Source organism: Chitinophaga agrisoli, assembly GCF_008386695.1.
In the GTDB taxonomy this organism is placed as follows: Bacteria; Bacteroidota; Bacteroidia; order Chitinophagales; family Chitinophagaceae; genus Chitinophaga; species Chitinophaga agrisoli.
On sequence record NZ_VUOC01000002.1, the window covers coordinates 1,764,504 to 1,781,071 of the forward strand.

General features: G+C 48.9%; 13 protein-coding genes. 3 read left to right on the forward strand and 10 right to left on the reverse strand.

Annotation, left to right across the window (positions count from 1 at the left end; translation table 11 throughout):
- Positions 1-8: 8 nt before the first annotated feature.
- The 9 genes from F0L74_RS14395 to F0L74_RS14435 form a co-directional block, all read right to left on the reverse strand.
- Entirely contained in the window at positions 9-1,562 is a 1,554-nt protein-coding gene (locus tag F0L74_RS14395) for a lipopolysaccharide biosynthesis protein (RefSeq protein WP_213086967.1), read from the reverse strand.
- A 21-nt stretch (positions 1,563-1,583) separates the two neighbouring features.
- Positions 1,584-2,681 (reverse strand): GDP-mannose 4,6-dehydratase, encoded by a 1,098-nt coding sequence (gene gmd, locus F0L74_RS14400; protein ID WP_149838540.1) that lies wholly within the window; start codon positions 2,679-2,681, stop codon positions 1,584-1,586.
- Positions 2,682-2,708: 27 nt separating this feature from the next.
- Positions 2,709-4,049, reverse strand: a complete 1,341-nt coding sequence (locus F0L74_RS14405) for a UDP-glucose dehydrogenase family protein (protein ID WP_149838541.1) — start codon at positions 4,047-4,049, stop codon at positions 2,709-2,711.
- 21 nt (positions 4,050-4,070) lie between these two features.
- Positions 4,071-5,018 (reverse strand): GDP-L-fucose synthase, encoded by a 948-nt coding sequence (gene fcl / locus F0L74_RS14410; RefSeq protein WP_149838542.1) that lies wholly within the window; start codon positions 5,016-5,018, stop codon positions 4,071-4,073.
- 39 nt (positions 5,019-5,057) lie between these two features.
- Positions 5,058-6,077 carry a mannose-1-phosphate guanylyltransferase gene (locus F0L74_RS14415; protein ID WP_188316004.1) on the reverse strand — a complete coding sequence of 340 codons (1,020 nt, stop codon included), beginning with the start codon at positions 6,075-6,077 and terminating at the stop codon, positions 5,058-5,060.
- An 87-nt stretch (positions 6,078-6,164) separates the two neighbouring features.
- Positions 6,165-6,692 (reverse strand): UpxY family transcription antiterminator, encoded by a 528-nt coding sequence (locus tag F0L74_RS14420; RefSeq protein WP_149838544.1) that lies wholly within the window; start codon positions 6,690-6,692, stop codon positions 6,165-6,167.
- Between the two features lie 225 nt (positions 6,693-6,917).
- A complete protein-coding gene (locus F0L74_RS14425; RefSeq protein ID WP_149838545.1) occupies positions 6,918-9,353 on the reverse strand; it encodes a GumC family protein in 2,436 nt (811 codons plus the stop codon).
- 78 nt (positions 9,354-9,431) lie between these two features.
- Positions 9,432-10,178: a polysaccharide biosynthesis/export family protein gene (locus tag F0L74_RS14430; RefSeq protein ID WP_246197709.1), complete on the reverse strand. Its 747-nt coding sequence runs from the start codon at positions 10,176-10,178 to the stop codon at positions 9,432-9,434.
- A 239-nt stretch (positions 10,179-10,417) separates the two neighbouring features.
- A complete protein-coding gene (locus tag F0L74_RS14435; RefSeq protein WP_149838547.1) occupies positions 10,418-11,104 on the reverse strand; it encodes a response regulator in 687 nt (228 codons plus the stop codon).
- Between the two features lie 559 nt (positions 11,105-11,663).
- Between F0L74_RS14435 and F0L74_RS14440 the strand changes: the two genes are divergently transcribed.
- The 3 genes from F0L74_RS14440 (at position 11,664) to F0L74_RS14450 (ending at position 14,537) form a co-directional block, all read left to right on the forward strand.
- Positions 11,664-12,740 (forward strand): sensor histidine kinase, encoded by a 1,077-nt coding sequence (locus F0L74_RS14440; RefSeq protein ID WP_188316005.1) that lies wholly within the window; start codon positions 11,664-11,666, stop codon positions 12,738-12,740.
- Positions 12,737-13,102: a response regulator gene (locus F0L74_RS14445; RefSeq protein ID WP_149838549.1), complete on the forward strand. Its 366-nt coding sequence runs from the start codon at positions 12,737-12,739 to the stop codon at positions 13,100-13,102. The genes F0L74_RS14440 and F0L74_RS14445 overlap by 4 nt, the downstream gene beginning before the upstream one ends.
- 352 nt (positions 13,103-13,454) lie before the next feature.
- Positions 13,455-14,537, forward strand: a complete 1,083-nt coding sequence (locus F0L74_RS14450) for an alpha/beta fold hydrolase (protein ID WP_149838550.1) — start codon at positions 13,455-13,457, stop codon at positions 14,535-14,537.
- Positions 14,538-14,655: 118 nt separating this feature from the next.
- On the opposite strand, the gene F0L74_RS14455 is transcribed toward F0L74_RS14450, so the two are convergent.
- Positions 14,656-16,452 carry a T9SS type B sorting domain-containing protein gene (locus tag F0L74_RS14455; protein WP_188316006.1) on the reverse strand — a complete coding sequence of 599 codons (1,797 nt, stop codon included), beginning with the start codon at positions 16,450-16,452 and terminating at the stop codon, positions 14,656-14,658.
- Positions 16,453-16,568: the final 116 nt, after the last annotated feature.

The following is a 16,568-nucleotide window of genomic DNA, read 5'->3' on the forward strand; positions in this document are numbered from 1 at the left end:
TATGCTGGTCAATTGGCCTTTGCTACTGAAAATCTGATCGGTAATTTGGATAACAGCTTCATGATAATGCCCGCTAGCTTTTCCTGCTCGTATGCGGACAGTCCCAGGAAGCGTACGCATAAACAAACCGCCGCCGTGCTCACACAACCTGTAAACAGCAGGCGTACAAAACCCGCCGGCATCACCAGCTGTGGCAGCAGCGCTACGCTAAAAGCCAGCGCCACCGGAAACACGGAGGTAAGCACGCCTTTACGCAGGTATTCCGGGATGGAAAGGCCTGTTAAACGGTGTGCCGCCAGCACGCGGTAGCTGCAGGTAAGGGCCTCGATAATTACAGCGCTTACCAGCACTGCATGCGGCGCCAGCCCTGCCTTCAGCAAAAAATACGATACGGGCAGGTTTAACATCAGCAATGCGCTTACCACCATCTGGTACACCTTAATGCGACCTACGGACTGGATGGCTACCTGCAATCCTACCGTTAGCTGGTTCACCAATGACACCACAATGATCAGGCGGCAGAAGATGATGGTATGGTCCGGCACGTTCTTTAACCAGAACTTCAGTATCACGGGCATTTCAATGATCACCGGTATGGAAAAGAACGATAGCAGAAAGAAGGAGAACTTGCTGGCAATCATGGCCAGCTTTAACATCCTGGGCCTGTCGCCGCTACCCTCACTTTTAATGATCTGCGGGTTTAGCGATTGCAGCATGGTCACCGAAAAATAGGTGAGCTGCGCGTTTACCTGGTTGGCAATACCATAGGCGGCATTGATCACTGTTCCAAAAAATACATTTAATATCATGGCCAGCCCCTGGTTACGCGCTACCACACTGCCTGCGCCAAACATATTCCAACCTGCATAGGAAAACATTTCCTTTAGCATGTCCTTATTGAAATATTTGCGCACCTGCACCTTGCTCTCCTTATATTTGATGGAGCAGAACGTTCTTTTTATGATCAGCGATATCACCGTTATAGCCGCAATCAGCGCTCCATATACAATGAGCTTATCATAGCCGGTGTATTGCAGGTAAATAGCAACACCCAGTTTGGCCACCCCTTCCCATATACCAATGCCCGCAATGAGGAACATATTCTCCCTGGCATTCAACGTGGCATCATAGGGTACGGAGATAATGGTAAAGAAGGTACTGATCACCGTAAAATGGAAAATGATCCTGGCGGTGCCTAACCTGTCTGGCGGAATGTTCAGCACCCGCTCAAAAAAGTACAGGCCGCCCCCTTCAAAGATCACTACCAGCGCAAGGCCCATCATGGTGTGGAGCAATACGCTGGAGTTGAATACCTGCCTTAATTTCCCCTCATCGCCCACGCCTATGTAATAGGACAGGTAACGCTGTGTGGAAATGGTCATGGCCACGTTCAGGAAAGAGAGCATCACAATTACGCCGCTTACCAGGGTAAAGATCCCGTAATCTGCTGCGCCAAGCGCGTTCAGTACAAGGCGGGTGGAGTACAATGCAATGAACATCGTGATCAACATCCGCCCGTAAAGCGCGCCTGTATTTAAAACTACCCGGTTAGCTGCTTGCATAAAATCTGTAGGTCCTTACTACTATCCTATCAAATGTTCTAATTGTGCTACGTCTTTCTTACGGAATAATTCCACATCACCCGCTACCATTTCCTTTACCAGGGCAGGCAGATCATACTGCGGTTCCCAGCCCAGTTTGGTTTTGGATTTGGTAGGGTCGCCTATCAGCAGCTCCACTTCTGTTGGGCGGAAATAACGGGGATCTACCGCCACTACTTCCTTGCCTATGGGCAGCTGGAACTCTTCGTTATTGCAAGCGGTCACCACGGCGGTTTCTGCCGCGCCTTCGCCAATGAATTTCAGTTCTATGCCCAGTTCTGCAAAGGACATGCGCACAAAATCACGTACAGGCGTAGTGACGCCGGTAGCGATCACATAATCCTCCGGGGTATCCTGCTGCAGGATGCGCCACATCGCTTCTACATAATCTTTAGCATGGCCCCAGTCACGACGGGCGTCCAGGTTACCCAGGAACAGTTTGTCCTGCAGGCCCAGCGCAATAGCTGCTACGCCGCGGGTGATCTTACGGGTTACGAATGTTTCGCCACGCAGCGGGCTTTCGTGGTTAAAGAGGATACCATTGCAGGCATACATGCCGTAAGCCTCGCGGTAGTTCACCGTGATCCAGTAGGCATACAGCTTGGCCACTGCATACGGGCTACGGGGATAGAAAGGCGTGGTTTCTTTCTGCGGTACTTCCTGTACCAGACCGTATAACTCAGAGGTGCTGGCCTGGTATATGCGGGTTTTATGTTCCAGCTTTAAGATGCGTAAGGCTTCCAGTAAACGTAAAGTGCCTATACCATCTGCATTGGCGGTATACTCCGGCGTATCAAAGCTCACTTTTACATGGCTCATGGCCGCCAGGTTATAAATTTCGTCCGGTTGGGTTTCCTGGATAATGCGGATCAGGTTGGTGCTATCGGTCATATCGCCGTAGTGCAGCTTGAAACGCACATTCTCGCTGTGGGGGTCCTGGTAGAGGTGGTCAATACGCTCTGTGTTGATCAGGGAAGCGCGGCGTTTAACGCCATGCACCATGTATCCTTTTTCCAACAACAGCTCTGCCAGGTACGCACCGTCCTGTCCTGTAATACCTGTAATTAAGGCAACTTTCATATATGGTCTTATTTTTTCGTTTTATGCTTAGATCAATACAGTATTTATGTCGGCGGTTAAGCCTATGCCGTAGTAGTTAAATCCTTTTTTCTGCAGCGTTACATCATCATAGATGTTACGGCCGTCGAATACTACCGCGTTTTTCAGGGAGCTTTGTATACGGCTCCAGTCCGGCAGGCGGAACTCATTCCATTCTGTTACCAGCACAATAGCGTCCGCATCTGTGGCCGCATGGTACAGGTCTGTACACCAGGTAACGCTTTCTCCCAGCTCTTTACGCGCTTCGGGCATGGCTACCGGGTCAAATACCCTTACCTGCGCGCCGGCCTGTAACAGGGCTTCTATCAGCACCAGGGAGGGGGCTTCGCGCATATCATCCGTATTGGGCTTAAAGGAAAGGCCCCAGATGGCGAAGGTCCTGCCTTGCAGGTTATGATCGAAATGACGGTCTATTTTGCTGAACATCACTTTTTTCTGATCCTCATTCACGGCTTCTACCGCTTCGAGTATACGCATGTTATGCCCGTATTCATGGCCGGTGCGTACCAGGGCTTTTACATCCTTGGGGAAGCAGGAGCCGCCATAACCAATGCCGGGATAGATAAAGCGGTCGCCTATACGGGGATCGCTGCCAATGCCCCTGCGCACTTTATTTACATCTGCGCCGGTAAGCTCGCAGAGGTTAGCGATATCGTTCATGAAAGAGATCTTGGTAGCCAGCATAGCGTTGGCCGCATATTTGGTCATTTCTGCGGAGGCTATGTCCATGAATACGATGGGCCGGCCATTGAGCACATAGGGATGGTACAACTGCGCCAGCACCTGCTGCGCCCTTTCTGTATTTACGCCTACTACAATACGGTCCGGTTTCATGAAGTCCTGTACGGCGGCGCCCTCTTTGAGGAACTCCGGGTTAGAGGCTACATCATAATCTATCAGCACGTCCCTTTCCTGTAATGCTTGTTTAATGGTGCGGTTCACCTTTACCGCGGTGCCTACCGGTACGGTGCTCTTGGTCACCACTACCAGGTAATTGCTCATGGAAGCGCCTATCTGCTGCGCTACCTGTAATACATATTTCAGATCGGCACTGCCGTCTTCGCCCGGAGGTGTGCCTACTGCAATAAAGGCCAGCTCTGCGCCGGGGATCACCGCAGCCAGGTCTGTGCTGAAGGACAGGCGGCCGTTCTGGTAATTACGGTGCACGATCTCTTCCAGGCCTGGTTCATAAATGGGCAGTATGCCGTTTTTAAGATCATTGATCTTGGCTTCATTCACATCCACACATACCACATTGGTACCTACTTCCGCCAGGCAGGCGCCTGTTACTAATCCTACATATCCTGTTCCTACTACGATCACTTTCATACTAAAACAATTTTTCGCTTGTTATACTACATTGAAATATGACTGCCGTTTTTTAAGATAGTCTGCATATGCAGCTACAATGCCTTCTTTGAGGCCGGTGCTATGCTGCCAGCCCAGGCCATGCAGTTTGGATACATCCATCAGCTTACGGGGCGTCCCATCGGGCATGGAGGTATCAAACTCAAGGCTGCCTTCAAAACATACCACTTCCTTTACCGTTTCTGCCAGCTCGCGGATGGTAAGGTCTTCGCCGGTACCAATGTTCACCAGCTCTTTACCGTCATAGTGTAACATCAGGTATACACAGGCATCAGCCAGATCGTCTGCAAACAGGAACTCGCGTTTAGGCGTACCGGTGCCCCAGATGGTCACTGCCGGTTTGCCGGCTTCTTTGGCCTCATGGAACTTACGGATCAGCGCGGGCAGCACATGCGAGTTTTCCGGGTGATAGTTATCGCCTACGCCATACAGGTTGGTAGGCATTACGCTGATGAAGTTGCAGCCGTACTGATCGCGATAAGCTTCGCACAGCTTAATACCGGCTATCTTGGCGATGGCATACGGCTCGTTGGTATATTCCAGCGGTCCGGTAAGCAGGCTGCTTTCCTTTAAAGGCTGCGGCGCCAGTTTAGGATAGATGCAGGAGCTGCCCAGGAACATGAGTTTTGTAACATTGTTCTGCCAGGAGGCATGTATGATATTAGACTCCATGATGAGGTTATCATACAGGAACTCCGCGCGGTAGGTATTGTTGGCATGTATGCCGCCTACTTTAGCTGCGGCCAGGAACACATAGTCCGGCTGCTCTTCCGCAAAAAATGCATTTACATCGGCCTGCACCCGCAGGTCCAGCTCCGCGGAGGTACGCGTAATGATATTGGTATAACCTAAGGTTTCCAGTCTGCGTTTAATAGCGCCGCCCACCATACCACGGTGCCCGGCGATGTATATCTTATCAGTGAGTTTCATCTTTGTTGACGCTTATGTGTAAGTAATTCGGTTATGTTTTTATAATAGTTCCGGTCTGTTTTCCTTTACCCACTGATGCAGCTGCTTGATCTCCTGGCCTTTGCCTTTTTTCATGATCAGCAGCGCCTCCGGCGTATTCACCACTACCATATCCTCCACGCCTACCAGGGCCACCAGCTTTTCTTTGCCAATGACCATGTTGTTACCTGAGCCATCGCCTATGAATACGGCCTGGTGGTTCTGGTACTGGTAGTGATGTACCAGGGCTTCTGTCAGGGCTTCATAGCTGCCTACATCGCTCCACTCCATAGTGCTGGGCACTACTTTTACACGCTGGCTTTTTTCTGCCACCGCGTAATCTATACTGGTAGATGGTATGTTTTCCATGGCCTCCAGGCTCAGACGGCCGGTACGCTTCCACTCATCCGCCGCCAGGGCAGCAGTTTCATAGATCTCCGGCGCATATTGTTTAAGCTCCTGTAACAGGATGCTGGCCTTACAGCAGAAGATGCCGCTATTCCAGAGGAAATCCCCGCTTTCTACCATGATGGAAGCATTGTTGGCATCTGGTTTTTCTACAAAACGGATCACATCATGACCGCTGTATTGTATATAGCCAAAACCTGTTTCCGGGTAAAGCGGCTGCAGGCCGATGGTAACCAGGCTATTGCCTGCTGCCAGCGACTGTGCGGTCTCAATAGTATGTGCGTAGATATCCGGCGTGCCTATCAGATGGTCTGCCGGTGTAATGAGCAGGATGGTTTCCGGTTCAGACACAAATGCCGCCAGGGCAATAGCCGCGGCGGTATTACGCCCTACCGGTTCTGCCAGCAGGCGCAGGTTGGTTGCGCTGGACTTGAGTAACTGCTCTTCTACGGTAGCGGCATGTTGTTCGTTTACGATGGCCAGCACACTGTCACAGGCGATGCTGTTACGCAGATAGGCCAGCTGCAGCAGGCTGTTGCCCTCAAAAAGAGGCAGTAATTGTTTGGGCGTTTGCCGGTTTGACAAGGGCCACAGACGGGTTCCTGATCCACCGCAGAGGATAATATGTTGCATGTTGATAGTTCTGTTAGGGAATATCATGGATGGATAACCAGTAATAACATTGGCTATTATTAATTATCCATCCTGTTTTTATGACGATCAATAAACGAGCGTTGAAGCCGGGTTGCCGATCACGATCACCTCTGTTGCAGGTATGGTAGCTACCAGCGTATATCCCAGGCTGGAAAGCTGCGCCTTTACCTTGTTCTTACCTACTTCGATGATCCTGCCGCGCTGATGCATTAACGGACCGGATGTAACCTCTATCAGGTCATTCTGGTGCAGCGGAAACTGCTCTACCGTTACATGTTTATACTCCCGCAGGAAACGCTGGATCAGCTCTATTTCCTGATCAGGTATTACGGCAGGTTTGCCCAGCCAGTAAACGAAGTTGATAATCCCTTCCGTTTCACGCACCACCCATTTCCTGCTTTCAGGCACGCGCACAAACACATATGATTTGAACAGCGGCTCGCTCACTACTTTGCGGCGGTCGCTCCATTGACGCTCAACCGGGTTAAGCGGGCAATAACATTCTATATTTTTGCGGGTGAGCAGGTCCGCCACTTTCTTTTCCCATCTTGCTTTGGTATATACAGCATACCACGTAGACATTTCCTGTTGCATGGGCATGACATTTAAAAAGTTAATACTTTGGTTAACATTGCACAGTTTTGATAACGGGGAATCTGTAAAGACAATGGAAGGTTATCCGTTGAACGTATCATCATACAATCGGTTTTTTCAAATAAAGATAATCGCATGTTTTACGGGACGGCTTCGCCACCTCAGTCACATAAGTGACAGTTCGAAGCAGGACTGTACGGGACAATGCCGCTGCGGTCCTTTTATTTATATATTAAAAATCCCTTTTAAAAAGTGTTTACGCCTGGCGCCTTTTGATTCCTCGATATAACCGTATCCGTAGCCATAGCCGTTGGCGCCGCCATAGCCGGATACGCCGCGTGGCTGTATACCGTTGAACACGATGTTCAGGTTACCGAGCTCTTTACTTTGATACAGCTCATTCAGGCCTTTCAGATACAGTTTGGGCGTAACCTGGTGACGCACCACATACAGCGTAGCATCTGTATAACCCGCCAGCAAACGTGCATCTGTTACCAGTCCTACCGGCGCGGTATCAATGATCACATAGTCAAACCTGGATTTTAAGTTGGCGATCAGGTGTTCCAGTTGGCCATTTAAAATAAGTTCTGTTGGATTGGGAGGTATGGCGCCAGCGGGCAGCACGTAGAGGTATTCATTACCTGGTACCGGCTGCAATATGCTGGCTATCTCTGCTTGTCCGACCAGGTAGTTACTGATACCCGGTTCTCTCGACACTTTCAGCATTTTGCTGATCTGCGGTTTGCGCAGATCAAACTCAAGCAGCGCCACTTTTTTCTTTACCAGGGAGAGGCTGATAGCCAGGTTAACTGACACAAAGCTTTTACCCTCTCCTGAGATAGATGATGTAACGAGTAGTGATTTGCGATGCCCGTTGCCATTAATGGTTCCGTTTGCATTAACGCCTATATAAGAAAGCGTGGTGCGCAGGGTGCGGAACTGCTCCGCTACAAAACTGCGACGGCCCTCTGCTATCACTATCGGTTCTTTGCTGTCATCCTGCAATATCTCTGCCAGAATCGGCGCAGCTGTTGCTTTTTCTATTTCAGCACGTGTGGTCACCTCGCGCTTCATCATATCGCGCAGCGTGATAAACCCACCCACCGCAATGATGCCGCCTAATACTGCCAGGCCCAGCACCATGGGTTTCTTTGGGCTTACCGGCGTAGTCACCGCTTCTGCAGGATCCACGATGCGGCTATCTGATACAGCAGCAGCAGACGCTACCGCGGTCTCTTCCCGTTTCTGCAACAGGAAAGTGTAGATATTATTTTTTATTTCCTGTTGACGGCTAACTTCCACAAAAGCTTTTTCTTTATCCGGCACATTCCTGATCAAACCGGCATAACGCCCGTTCTCCGCCTCTATCCTGCCTTTGGTGGCCTGCAGGTTCGCGCGCAGGCTACTGATGTTAGACAGGATGCTGGGCTTTAACTGCGCCTCCTGGCGGTAAAAGCTTTCTAATAAAGGACTGTTCTCACCGGTGGTTTTCTTCAAACGCTCCAGCTGTAATTCCACTTCTGACAGCTTGCTGATCAGTTCCAGCAGCACAGGATCGGCAAGACCTAGTGTAGCCGGTACCGTGCCCTGGCCCGGTTTAAGGTTGGCTACATAATGCTGTATGGAATCTAATACAGAAAGCTGCATATTTGCTTCCGCCAGCTTGCCGTCGTTGGCAGATACACTTTCCAGGAACAGCCTGCTTTGTTCTGAGATATCTACGATACCTTCTTTCTTCTTGAAGCCTGCTACTGCGGCCTCTACCTGGCTCAGCTCTTCGTTCACTACTCTGAGGCGGTCATCTACAAAAGCCATGGTATTAGCGGAAGTGCGGTTCTTATCTTCGATAGAAGCACTATTATAAGTGCGGATCAATTCATTCAGTATATCCTCTGCCCTGCCCGGCACAGGATCGCTGTAGCCCAGGGAGATGATGGTGCCGGCTTTGGTCGTAGGCTCTACGGTGAGGCTGCCTTGCAGCATACCTGCCAGGATCTTTTCGCCCGCAATGCGCAGCATGTACTGGCGGCCATTCACATCTGCCAGCTTACCAGCCTTTGGCGTTATGATGATCTTACCCCAGGGGCTGGCTACGGTATCATTGAGCGCATAAGGTTTATTAGCTATAAACACGCGGTCATGTACGGAGTCATATACCATGGGCATCACGCGGAAGTAGTCATACTTGATCGAGTCTGGCTCCAGGAATTTAAAGCGTACCGGGCTGCTTTTATAAGCCACAATATCGCGGATCTTACCTTTTACGGTCACTTCCGCAAAGAGGTTCAGATTACGGATCACTTCCCGTGCGAGTGTGCGGGATTTAATGATCTCTATCTCATTCTCAATTACCTTTTTGGAACCGGAAAGGTTCAGGGATTCCAGTATGTCTGCTTCATCCATACCCGTTTTTTCATCCTTCACTAATAAAGTAGCAGAAGCATAATATACCGGGGTTGCATAGCGCAGGTATACAAAGGCAATTGTGAGCGCAATGATCACTGCTAACAAGAATAACGGCCAGTACGGCAGATACCTTTGTCTGATCAGCGCGAGCAGGTCAATCTGCTCCTCCGCTGGTTGCGGACGTTTGTTATTTGAGTTCAACTGTTGCATTATCCAGGCCTCTTCAATTGGTTTATTCAATAAATTTTCTTTCACGCTATATTGCTATAGCGTTCGTCTGATATGGTTTTCATAAATATGGTCTGGCAGGGGTTGCCCAATGGTGTGCGCCTGTTATCTCAGCACTAACCTGTCAAGTATAATTACTAACAGGGACAAGCCGCTGAAAATGATAGGCAGCACTACACGGCTTTTTTCGCCGGTGAACTGTTTTGCCTTATTAGGCTCCACATATACGATATCATTGGATTGCAGGTAATAATAAGGAGAGGCCAGAATGTTCTTATCATTCAGGTTGAGCCTTTTGATCAACCTTTGTCCTTCCTGGTCGCGTATCAGCAATACATTCTCTTTTTTGCCGTACACGGTTATATCGCCTGCCATCCCGATGGCTTCCAGTATAGAAATTTTCTCGTTTGTTACATTCACTACGGTGGGCCTTGTTACCTCACCTAATAAAGTTACCCGGTAGTTAAGGAAGCGTACACTCACTACAGGATCCACTAACAATTTACGATCCACCAGCTGGCCACGGATATAGTCCGTGAGCCCTTTTTTGGTGAGCCCTTCTGCTTTGATGGGCCCTAATACGGGGTATTGTAACATACCCTGCTGATCTACAAGAAAACCGCCTAATGCAGCTGAACTTCCTGATGTACCGCCACCGCCGCCGCCGGGAACCACTGTGTTAGATGCATTATATATAACTGCATCTTCCGGATTAAGGCTGCTGACATTTATCTGCAGCACGTCGTTCTTTTGTATCAGTGGTTCGAAATTCCCGCTTACTGCGAAGGTGGTATCGCGTATATTCTCCAGATAGAGCGTATTTTTTGGTGCGGCACACGAAGTAATCAACAAACTAAAAATTATAGACCCTATTAGCAATTTTAAACAGGATTCCTTTCTAAAGCGCATTTTTACACGTTTAATGTTTAAGCATACACGTTTATAATTGCAAGGGGTTCAGGCATTGTTTCGCAGTACAATATTAGCGCAACCTGCCCCCGGACACAACTACTTACTGAAGTATAAATCCTACTTTAAGCATAAGTGCGTTTACTCATTAAAGTAGTGGCATTTCACTGCACTATGATTCATTAAATAAATATGAAATCTATCAGCGTAGTAGTGGAAAGTAACATAGCAAACCACCCAAAAAGATTGTTGGACCAGATCTTTGAAATGAGCTCTGACTTGGAAGCCACGTTCAGTTTCTGGTAGATCTTTTTCAGATGCTGGTTCACGGTAAATACCGTTACATAGAGCTTATCGGCCATTTCCTTGTAGGAGAAACCTTCCTTCAATAAGGCCAGCAGCTCGTATTCCCGCTTGGTGAGCTTATGCTTGATATTTTCAAGCGGGTCCTTGTTAATGTAGGTGATAAGCAGATGCGCTGCTTTAGGAGATAAGGTACCGCCCTGGTTAATAGTGTCCAGGATGGAATGATAGATTTCCATAAGGCGGCTGGTCTTAATAATATAACCGCTGGCGCCTTTTTTAATAGACTCTATCACGTATTGTTTGCCGTCATGGCCGGATAATACAATGATCTTTGCTTCTGGGTAGGTCTGCTTCAGCTCCTGCATCCCTTGTATACCCGATTCTCCCGGTAAGGAGATATCCAGTAAGATCACCTTTACATCCGGGTTCTTAAAGGGAAGGGCTTTGAACTCTTCCATTGATTTGCACGCGAAGACAACTTTACACTCCTGGAAGTCCTCTAAGAACTCCTTATAGTTGTTGAGCTGAAAATGGTTGTCCTCTATGATTCCTATGTTGATCATCGTTATAAGGGTAACAATTGATATGGCTCAATTGATATGGTTTTTTCAATAATATGAATCAAATATAGTGCTAGAAATTATAAGAAAAAACGACAATCTCACAACTCATTCATTCTGTATTAACTATGTGTTAAATCTTATAAACCTGCAACAGGCCTACACTTATTAAGAATAATTACATCTATTGATTGGCAGTTGGCGTACAGTTGGCGTTCAATACAAGATACCATGATTTTGCTCTTTTTAATAGTACTTAATTAAGTAGTTTATCGTTTACGGAATAGTAATCTGCGAAGTGCCTGATTCCGCCTTGAATGTTGTTTAATTCAACACATATATTAGTTTTTTGCGTGAATGTTTTTTTTCATTTACTGATAACATTGTATTTATCAATACCATTGTTCCCTATGCCGCAAAAAACGCCGCGAACGCAGCCCTGTTACTTATTTAAGCGCACTCTCCACTGGCCTTATGTTTGTATGGTTTGATTACTTGTTCTATTTTCGGGCACTGATTTTAACCATACCTGAAAAAGATGAAACCTCAACGGTCAATTATCATGCCACATGAACTGATCCTAACTGCGATCGCTATCCCCGTAGTGCTCGTCAACCGGGCACAACAAACAGTGACTTACGCGAATGAAGGAGCGCATACACTCCTGAATAAATTATTTAACACGAAAAGGGGTGTTTCTTATCCGAATATTAAAATAATTTTACATGATCATATCCTTTCAGAAGATGAAAGCCATGTTACAACATTTGAAACCAGGCTGCCACTCCACGGGAAGAAAGCTGATCTATGGCTGGAGGTTACTGTTACTACAATGATATGGGACAGCGACCGGCACAGCGTAGTTACGCTCACTGACATTAGTGAGCGCAAAACAAAAGAATTAGACATGATCCAGTCGCTCGAAAAAGAAAAGTCCCTCCATGAAATGAAGTCGCACTTTATCTCCATGGCCTCTCATGAGTTCAAGACGCCGCTCACGGCGATCTCGTCCACGATAGACCTGCTGGAGACCAAACTGCAGATGGATAACCTCCTGGATCAGTTTTACCGGCACAACATTTCCAAGATCTCTTCAGAGATCTTTAAGCTCAACACCATGCTGGATGAGATACTCACCCTCAGCACTATTGTCTCTAATAATATCGAGGTTAAACAACAGCCGGTGGATGTGCAGCAGGTGATAACAGATATTAAATATCAATATTTCTCCGAGCGTAAAGACGAGCGCGAACTGGATGTAAAGATCTCCGGCATGCCCCGCACCGTGTATGCGGATAAGAACCAACTCTCCAAGATCTTCACCAACCTGGTGGGCAATGCTTTTAAATACTCTGCCGGTAACCCGCAACTGAAACTGCAATACCTGAAGCATAAGCTGGTGATAAAGGTGGCGGACAATGGCATGGGCATTCCCGCAGCGGATATGCCCTACCTGTTCAACTCCTTTTACCGGGGCAGCAATGTAGCCGCTATAGAAGGCACAGGGCTGGGACTTTCCATTGTAAAGGATTTCGTGGAGCGGAACAACGGGACTATCTTTGTAGAGAGCCAGGAACATAAGGGTACCGTTTTTACTATTGAGTTTAAGTATACCCCGGAAACAGCCGCCTTCGCATGACCAAAACAATCTTGCTGATAGAAGATAAACCAACCTTGCAGGACACGCTGAAAAGCCTGCTGGAATTGTATCAGTACAATGTGATCCTTGCCGCCAATGGCGCAGAGGGCGTGCAGCAGGCCCGGCTAAACCAGCCGGACCTGGTGATCAGCGATATTTACATGCCGGTGCTGAATGGCTATGAGATGCTGGAGCAGTTTAAACAGGATACTGTACTGCGCCATATACCAGTGATCATGTTAACCGCCAAAACAGAGATAGAAGAGATAGATATGGCCCTGGAGAAAGGGGCCGATGGGTATGTGACCAAACCATTTGTTTTTAAGAACCTGCACACGATCATAAAGAAATTCCTCCCCTGACCCATTTCATCATCCCGTAGCATTTTCGCTACGTATATCCGCGCTTTTTTACCACATATGTATGTATCACACGGCCGTGGGATACGCATTGTTCATGTAAAGTTAATATACCAGCTGGTCCCGGAACAGGGGAAGAGGATGGCGTGAATGAACCTCTGTAAACCTATTTCAGGACGAAGTCTACTTATAGATAACCGGTATATAACCCGTATCTGACCCGTATATAACCCGTATATAAGCCGTCTCTTTATAGATACGGGTTATCTACGGCTTATATACCAGTTATTATTCTTTTAACTACCCTTCAACGAGAAAATATGAGTATTTTGGAACCCGCTCATTTTAAGGAACCATGAAGAAGCACTACCACCTGTTACTATGCCTGCTGGCTTTGCTGCCTGCTTTGGGAGCCATATGCCAGACAAATTATCCCAGCCCCGCAGAGGGCGATTACCTTACCCGGAATTTTGGATTTGAGAGCGGCGAAAAGCTGGATACCCTCCGGCAGCACTATTATACCCTGGGCACGCCGCAAAAGGACAAAAACGGCCAGGTGACCAATGCGGTGCTGATCCTGCACGGCACCCTATCTGCCGGTAACGGCTTCCTTAGCCGGTCTTTTGCCGGGCAACTCTTTGGTCCCGGCCAACTGCTGGACGCCAGCAAGTACTTTATTATCCTGACGGACGGCATAGGGCACGGCAAAAGCAGCCGCCCCAGTGACGGCCTGCGCATGCAGTTCCCGAAATACACCTATAACGATATGGTAAAGGCGCAGCACCTGCTGCTTACAGAGAAGCTGGGGGTAAACCATCTGCGGCTGATCCTGGGCACCTCCATGGGCGCCATGCATGCCTGGGTATGGGGTTATACCTACCCTGATTTTGTAGATGCGCTGATGCCGCTGGCCTGTACCCCGGTGGAGATTGCCGGCCGTAACCGCATGATGCGCAAGATGGCAATAGACCTGATAGAAATGGACCCCGCCTGGGATGGCGGTAATTATACCAATGAGCCGGTAATGGGCCTGGCGGGCGCCAGCTCTTCCTTCTTTTTTATGAACAGCAGCCCGCACCACCTGCAGGAATCTGCCCCTACCCGTGAAAAAGCGGATGCGATGGCGGCCAATGTACGCAATGGCAACGTACGATCCCTGGACGCTAATAATGTGATCTACGCGCTGGATGCTTCCCGCTTTTACAATCCTTCCCCCTACCTGGGTAAGATCAAGGCTACCGTGTTTGCCGTGAACTCTGCCGACGATGAGATCAATCCACCGGAACTGGGCATTATGGAACGGGAGATCAAAAAGGTGGCAAAGGGACGGTATATACTGTTACCGACTACGCCGCAGACGCACGGACATGGTACTAATTCGCTACCGGCAGTATGGCATGCATATCTTGCTGAGCTGCTGAAGCAAAGTGAAAAATAGTAGCTGATGTTAACGGGAAGATAACATACGCCAACTGCCTCTGCCGCCGCCGCTACAGCAGACTGAGGAATTGTGTGGAATTTATGGCTGTGGCTGCCGTCCACACTGTAGCGCTTTCTCAACGCACCAGTGTGACAGTGCCTTTTAGCTGCTGTGCATGGTTATCCCTATCGAGATATGTACAAATGTAGATATAGGTTTGCTGGTCCTGGGGCTGATCTTTATAAACGCCATCCCATCCTGTTTTAGGATCAAAGCCTTCATAAATCACAGCCCCCCAGCGGTTATATATACGGATATGGTATTCGTGGATATCATCGTACACCTTTGGGCGGAACACATCGTTATTACCATCGCCATTAGGGCTAAACGCATTGGGCATCACCACCAGGCAATTGGGCGATGAACTGACCATACTAACCGTACCGGTAACGGTGCAGTGCCCCTGATCCTTTACCTCATAACTATAGTCGCCGGCCGCTAAGCGGCTAAAAACACTGTCCGTTTGCCACTCCCCCTCATTAATACGGTACTGGAAAGGCGGCGTGCCTCCCTGCACATGAGCGGTAAGCTGGCCATTGGATGCCTCTCCGCAACTGGGCGGCTCCACGGTCATGCCTGCCACGGGCATCCGGGAAGGGTCTACCGGCACTACTGCACTACCGGCGAGGGCGCATTGGTTATCATCCCTTATTTCGTAACTGTATAAAGAGTCTGGCAGGTTATTGAAAACGCTGTCCGTTTGCCAGGCGCCGGCATTGATACGGTATGCATAGGGCCGGGCCCCACCCTGTGCGTGCAGTTGCAACTGGCCGCTATGATCGCCCGGACAGGCCGCAGGCTTAACATCTTCGCGGGCGGAGAGCGGCGGAGGCGGCTGTACATCCAACTCAAAAGTATCCCCGCATACCTGTTGGTCCTGCACCAGCAATTGGTAACTGCCGGGAGAGATGTTCCGGATCACCGGGTCAGCAGCCGGGTGGCCGTTAAAGAGATACCGGTACGGCGGCATACCACCAGCCGCAGTAACGGTGATCTGGCTCTTATTATCATTATAACAGGAGGATGTTGCCACCTTTACCCTGGTTTGCAGGTCAGATTCTGCTATCACTACCTCTTTCGTGATCTGTAGCCCGTTGGCCGCTACAGCGGTGACCTGGTAGGTACCGGCAGGCACGTTCTCAATGCTGGCGGTATGATAATTACCGGGCGTCCAGGTATAGCTGAATGGGAATTTGCCGCCTTTTATGGTGATGGATGCGCTGCCGGTAGGCGCATTATTACAGGAGGGATGGCTGGTCACCTCCGCATCCGCCGTTTGACGGATAGTGGCGGATACATTATCTATCAGCAGCGCCACCCCCACATCACTTTTTTTACAGATCTGCGTAGGATAGGCCCAGAGCGAAATATATTTAAAGCTTTTATGCGGTGTAAAGTTCACGTCATATTGTTTCCAGGCTTTATGTGTGAACTCGCCGGACATCCATAACAGCTCTGCCGTGTCGCCCGGGGCATTGCCGCCGAAAACAGCCAGGTTGCCGTAACAGTTGTTAAAGGAGTAAGTTTCCACATAGGCCAGGTCAAAGGACATATTATAATGCAGGCCGGCGTACAGGCTGTCCGGCAGCTTTTGACCAATGCCTTCCATGATCTCCGCCCCGCTGTGCATGCCCACAAAGCGCTGGCCGTTAACAGGATGTGTATTAACGCCAAACATACCAGGTTGCACATCGGGCGTGCCGGCAGCCTTGTACCAGCCCGGCGGTACTTTGTTCTTACCGGGCGTGGCGCCTTCGAGCGATGGATTCTGTAAGTGAAGGTGCTGCGCCATGGCCGGCTTAGCAAAGCCGGCCAATAGCAACAGCCAATAGCCGCTGATAAAACATAGGCTAAATGATACCCGATTTTTCATAAAGAATGGTTTCCAACAAGGTGGTTTCATAGGATAGTCAATAAATTTATTTGCCGTGCAACAGCAAATGCTCAGACAATATGGTTACAGGGTGGCTCCCGCCACCTGCTTAATGT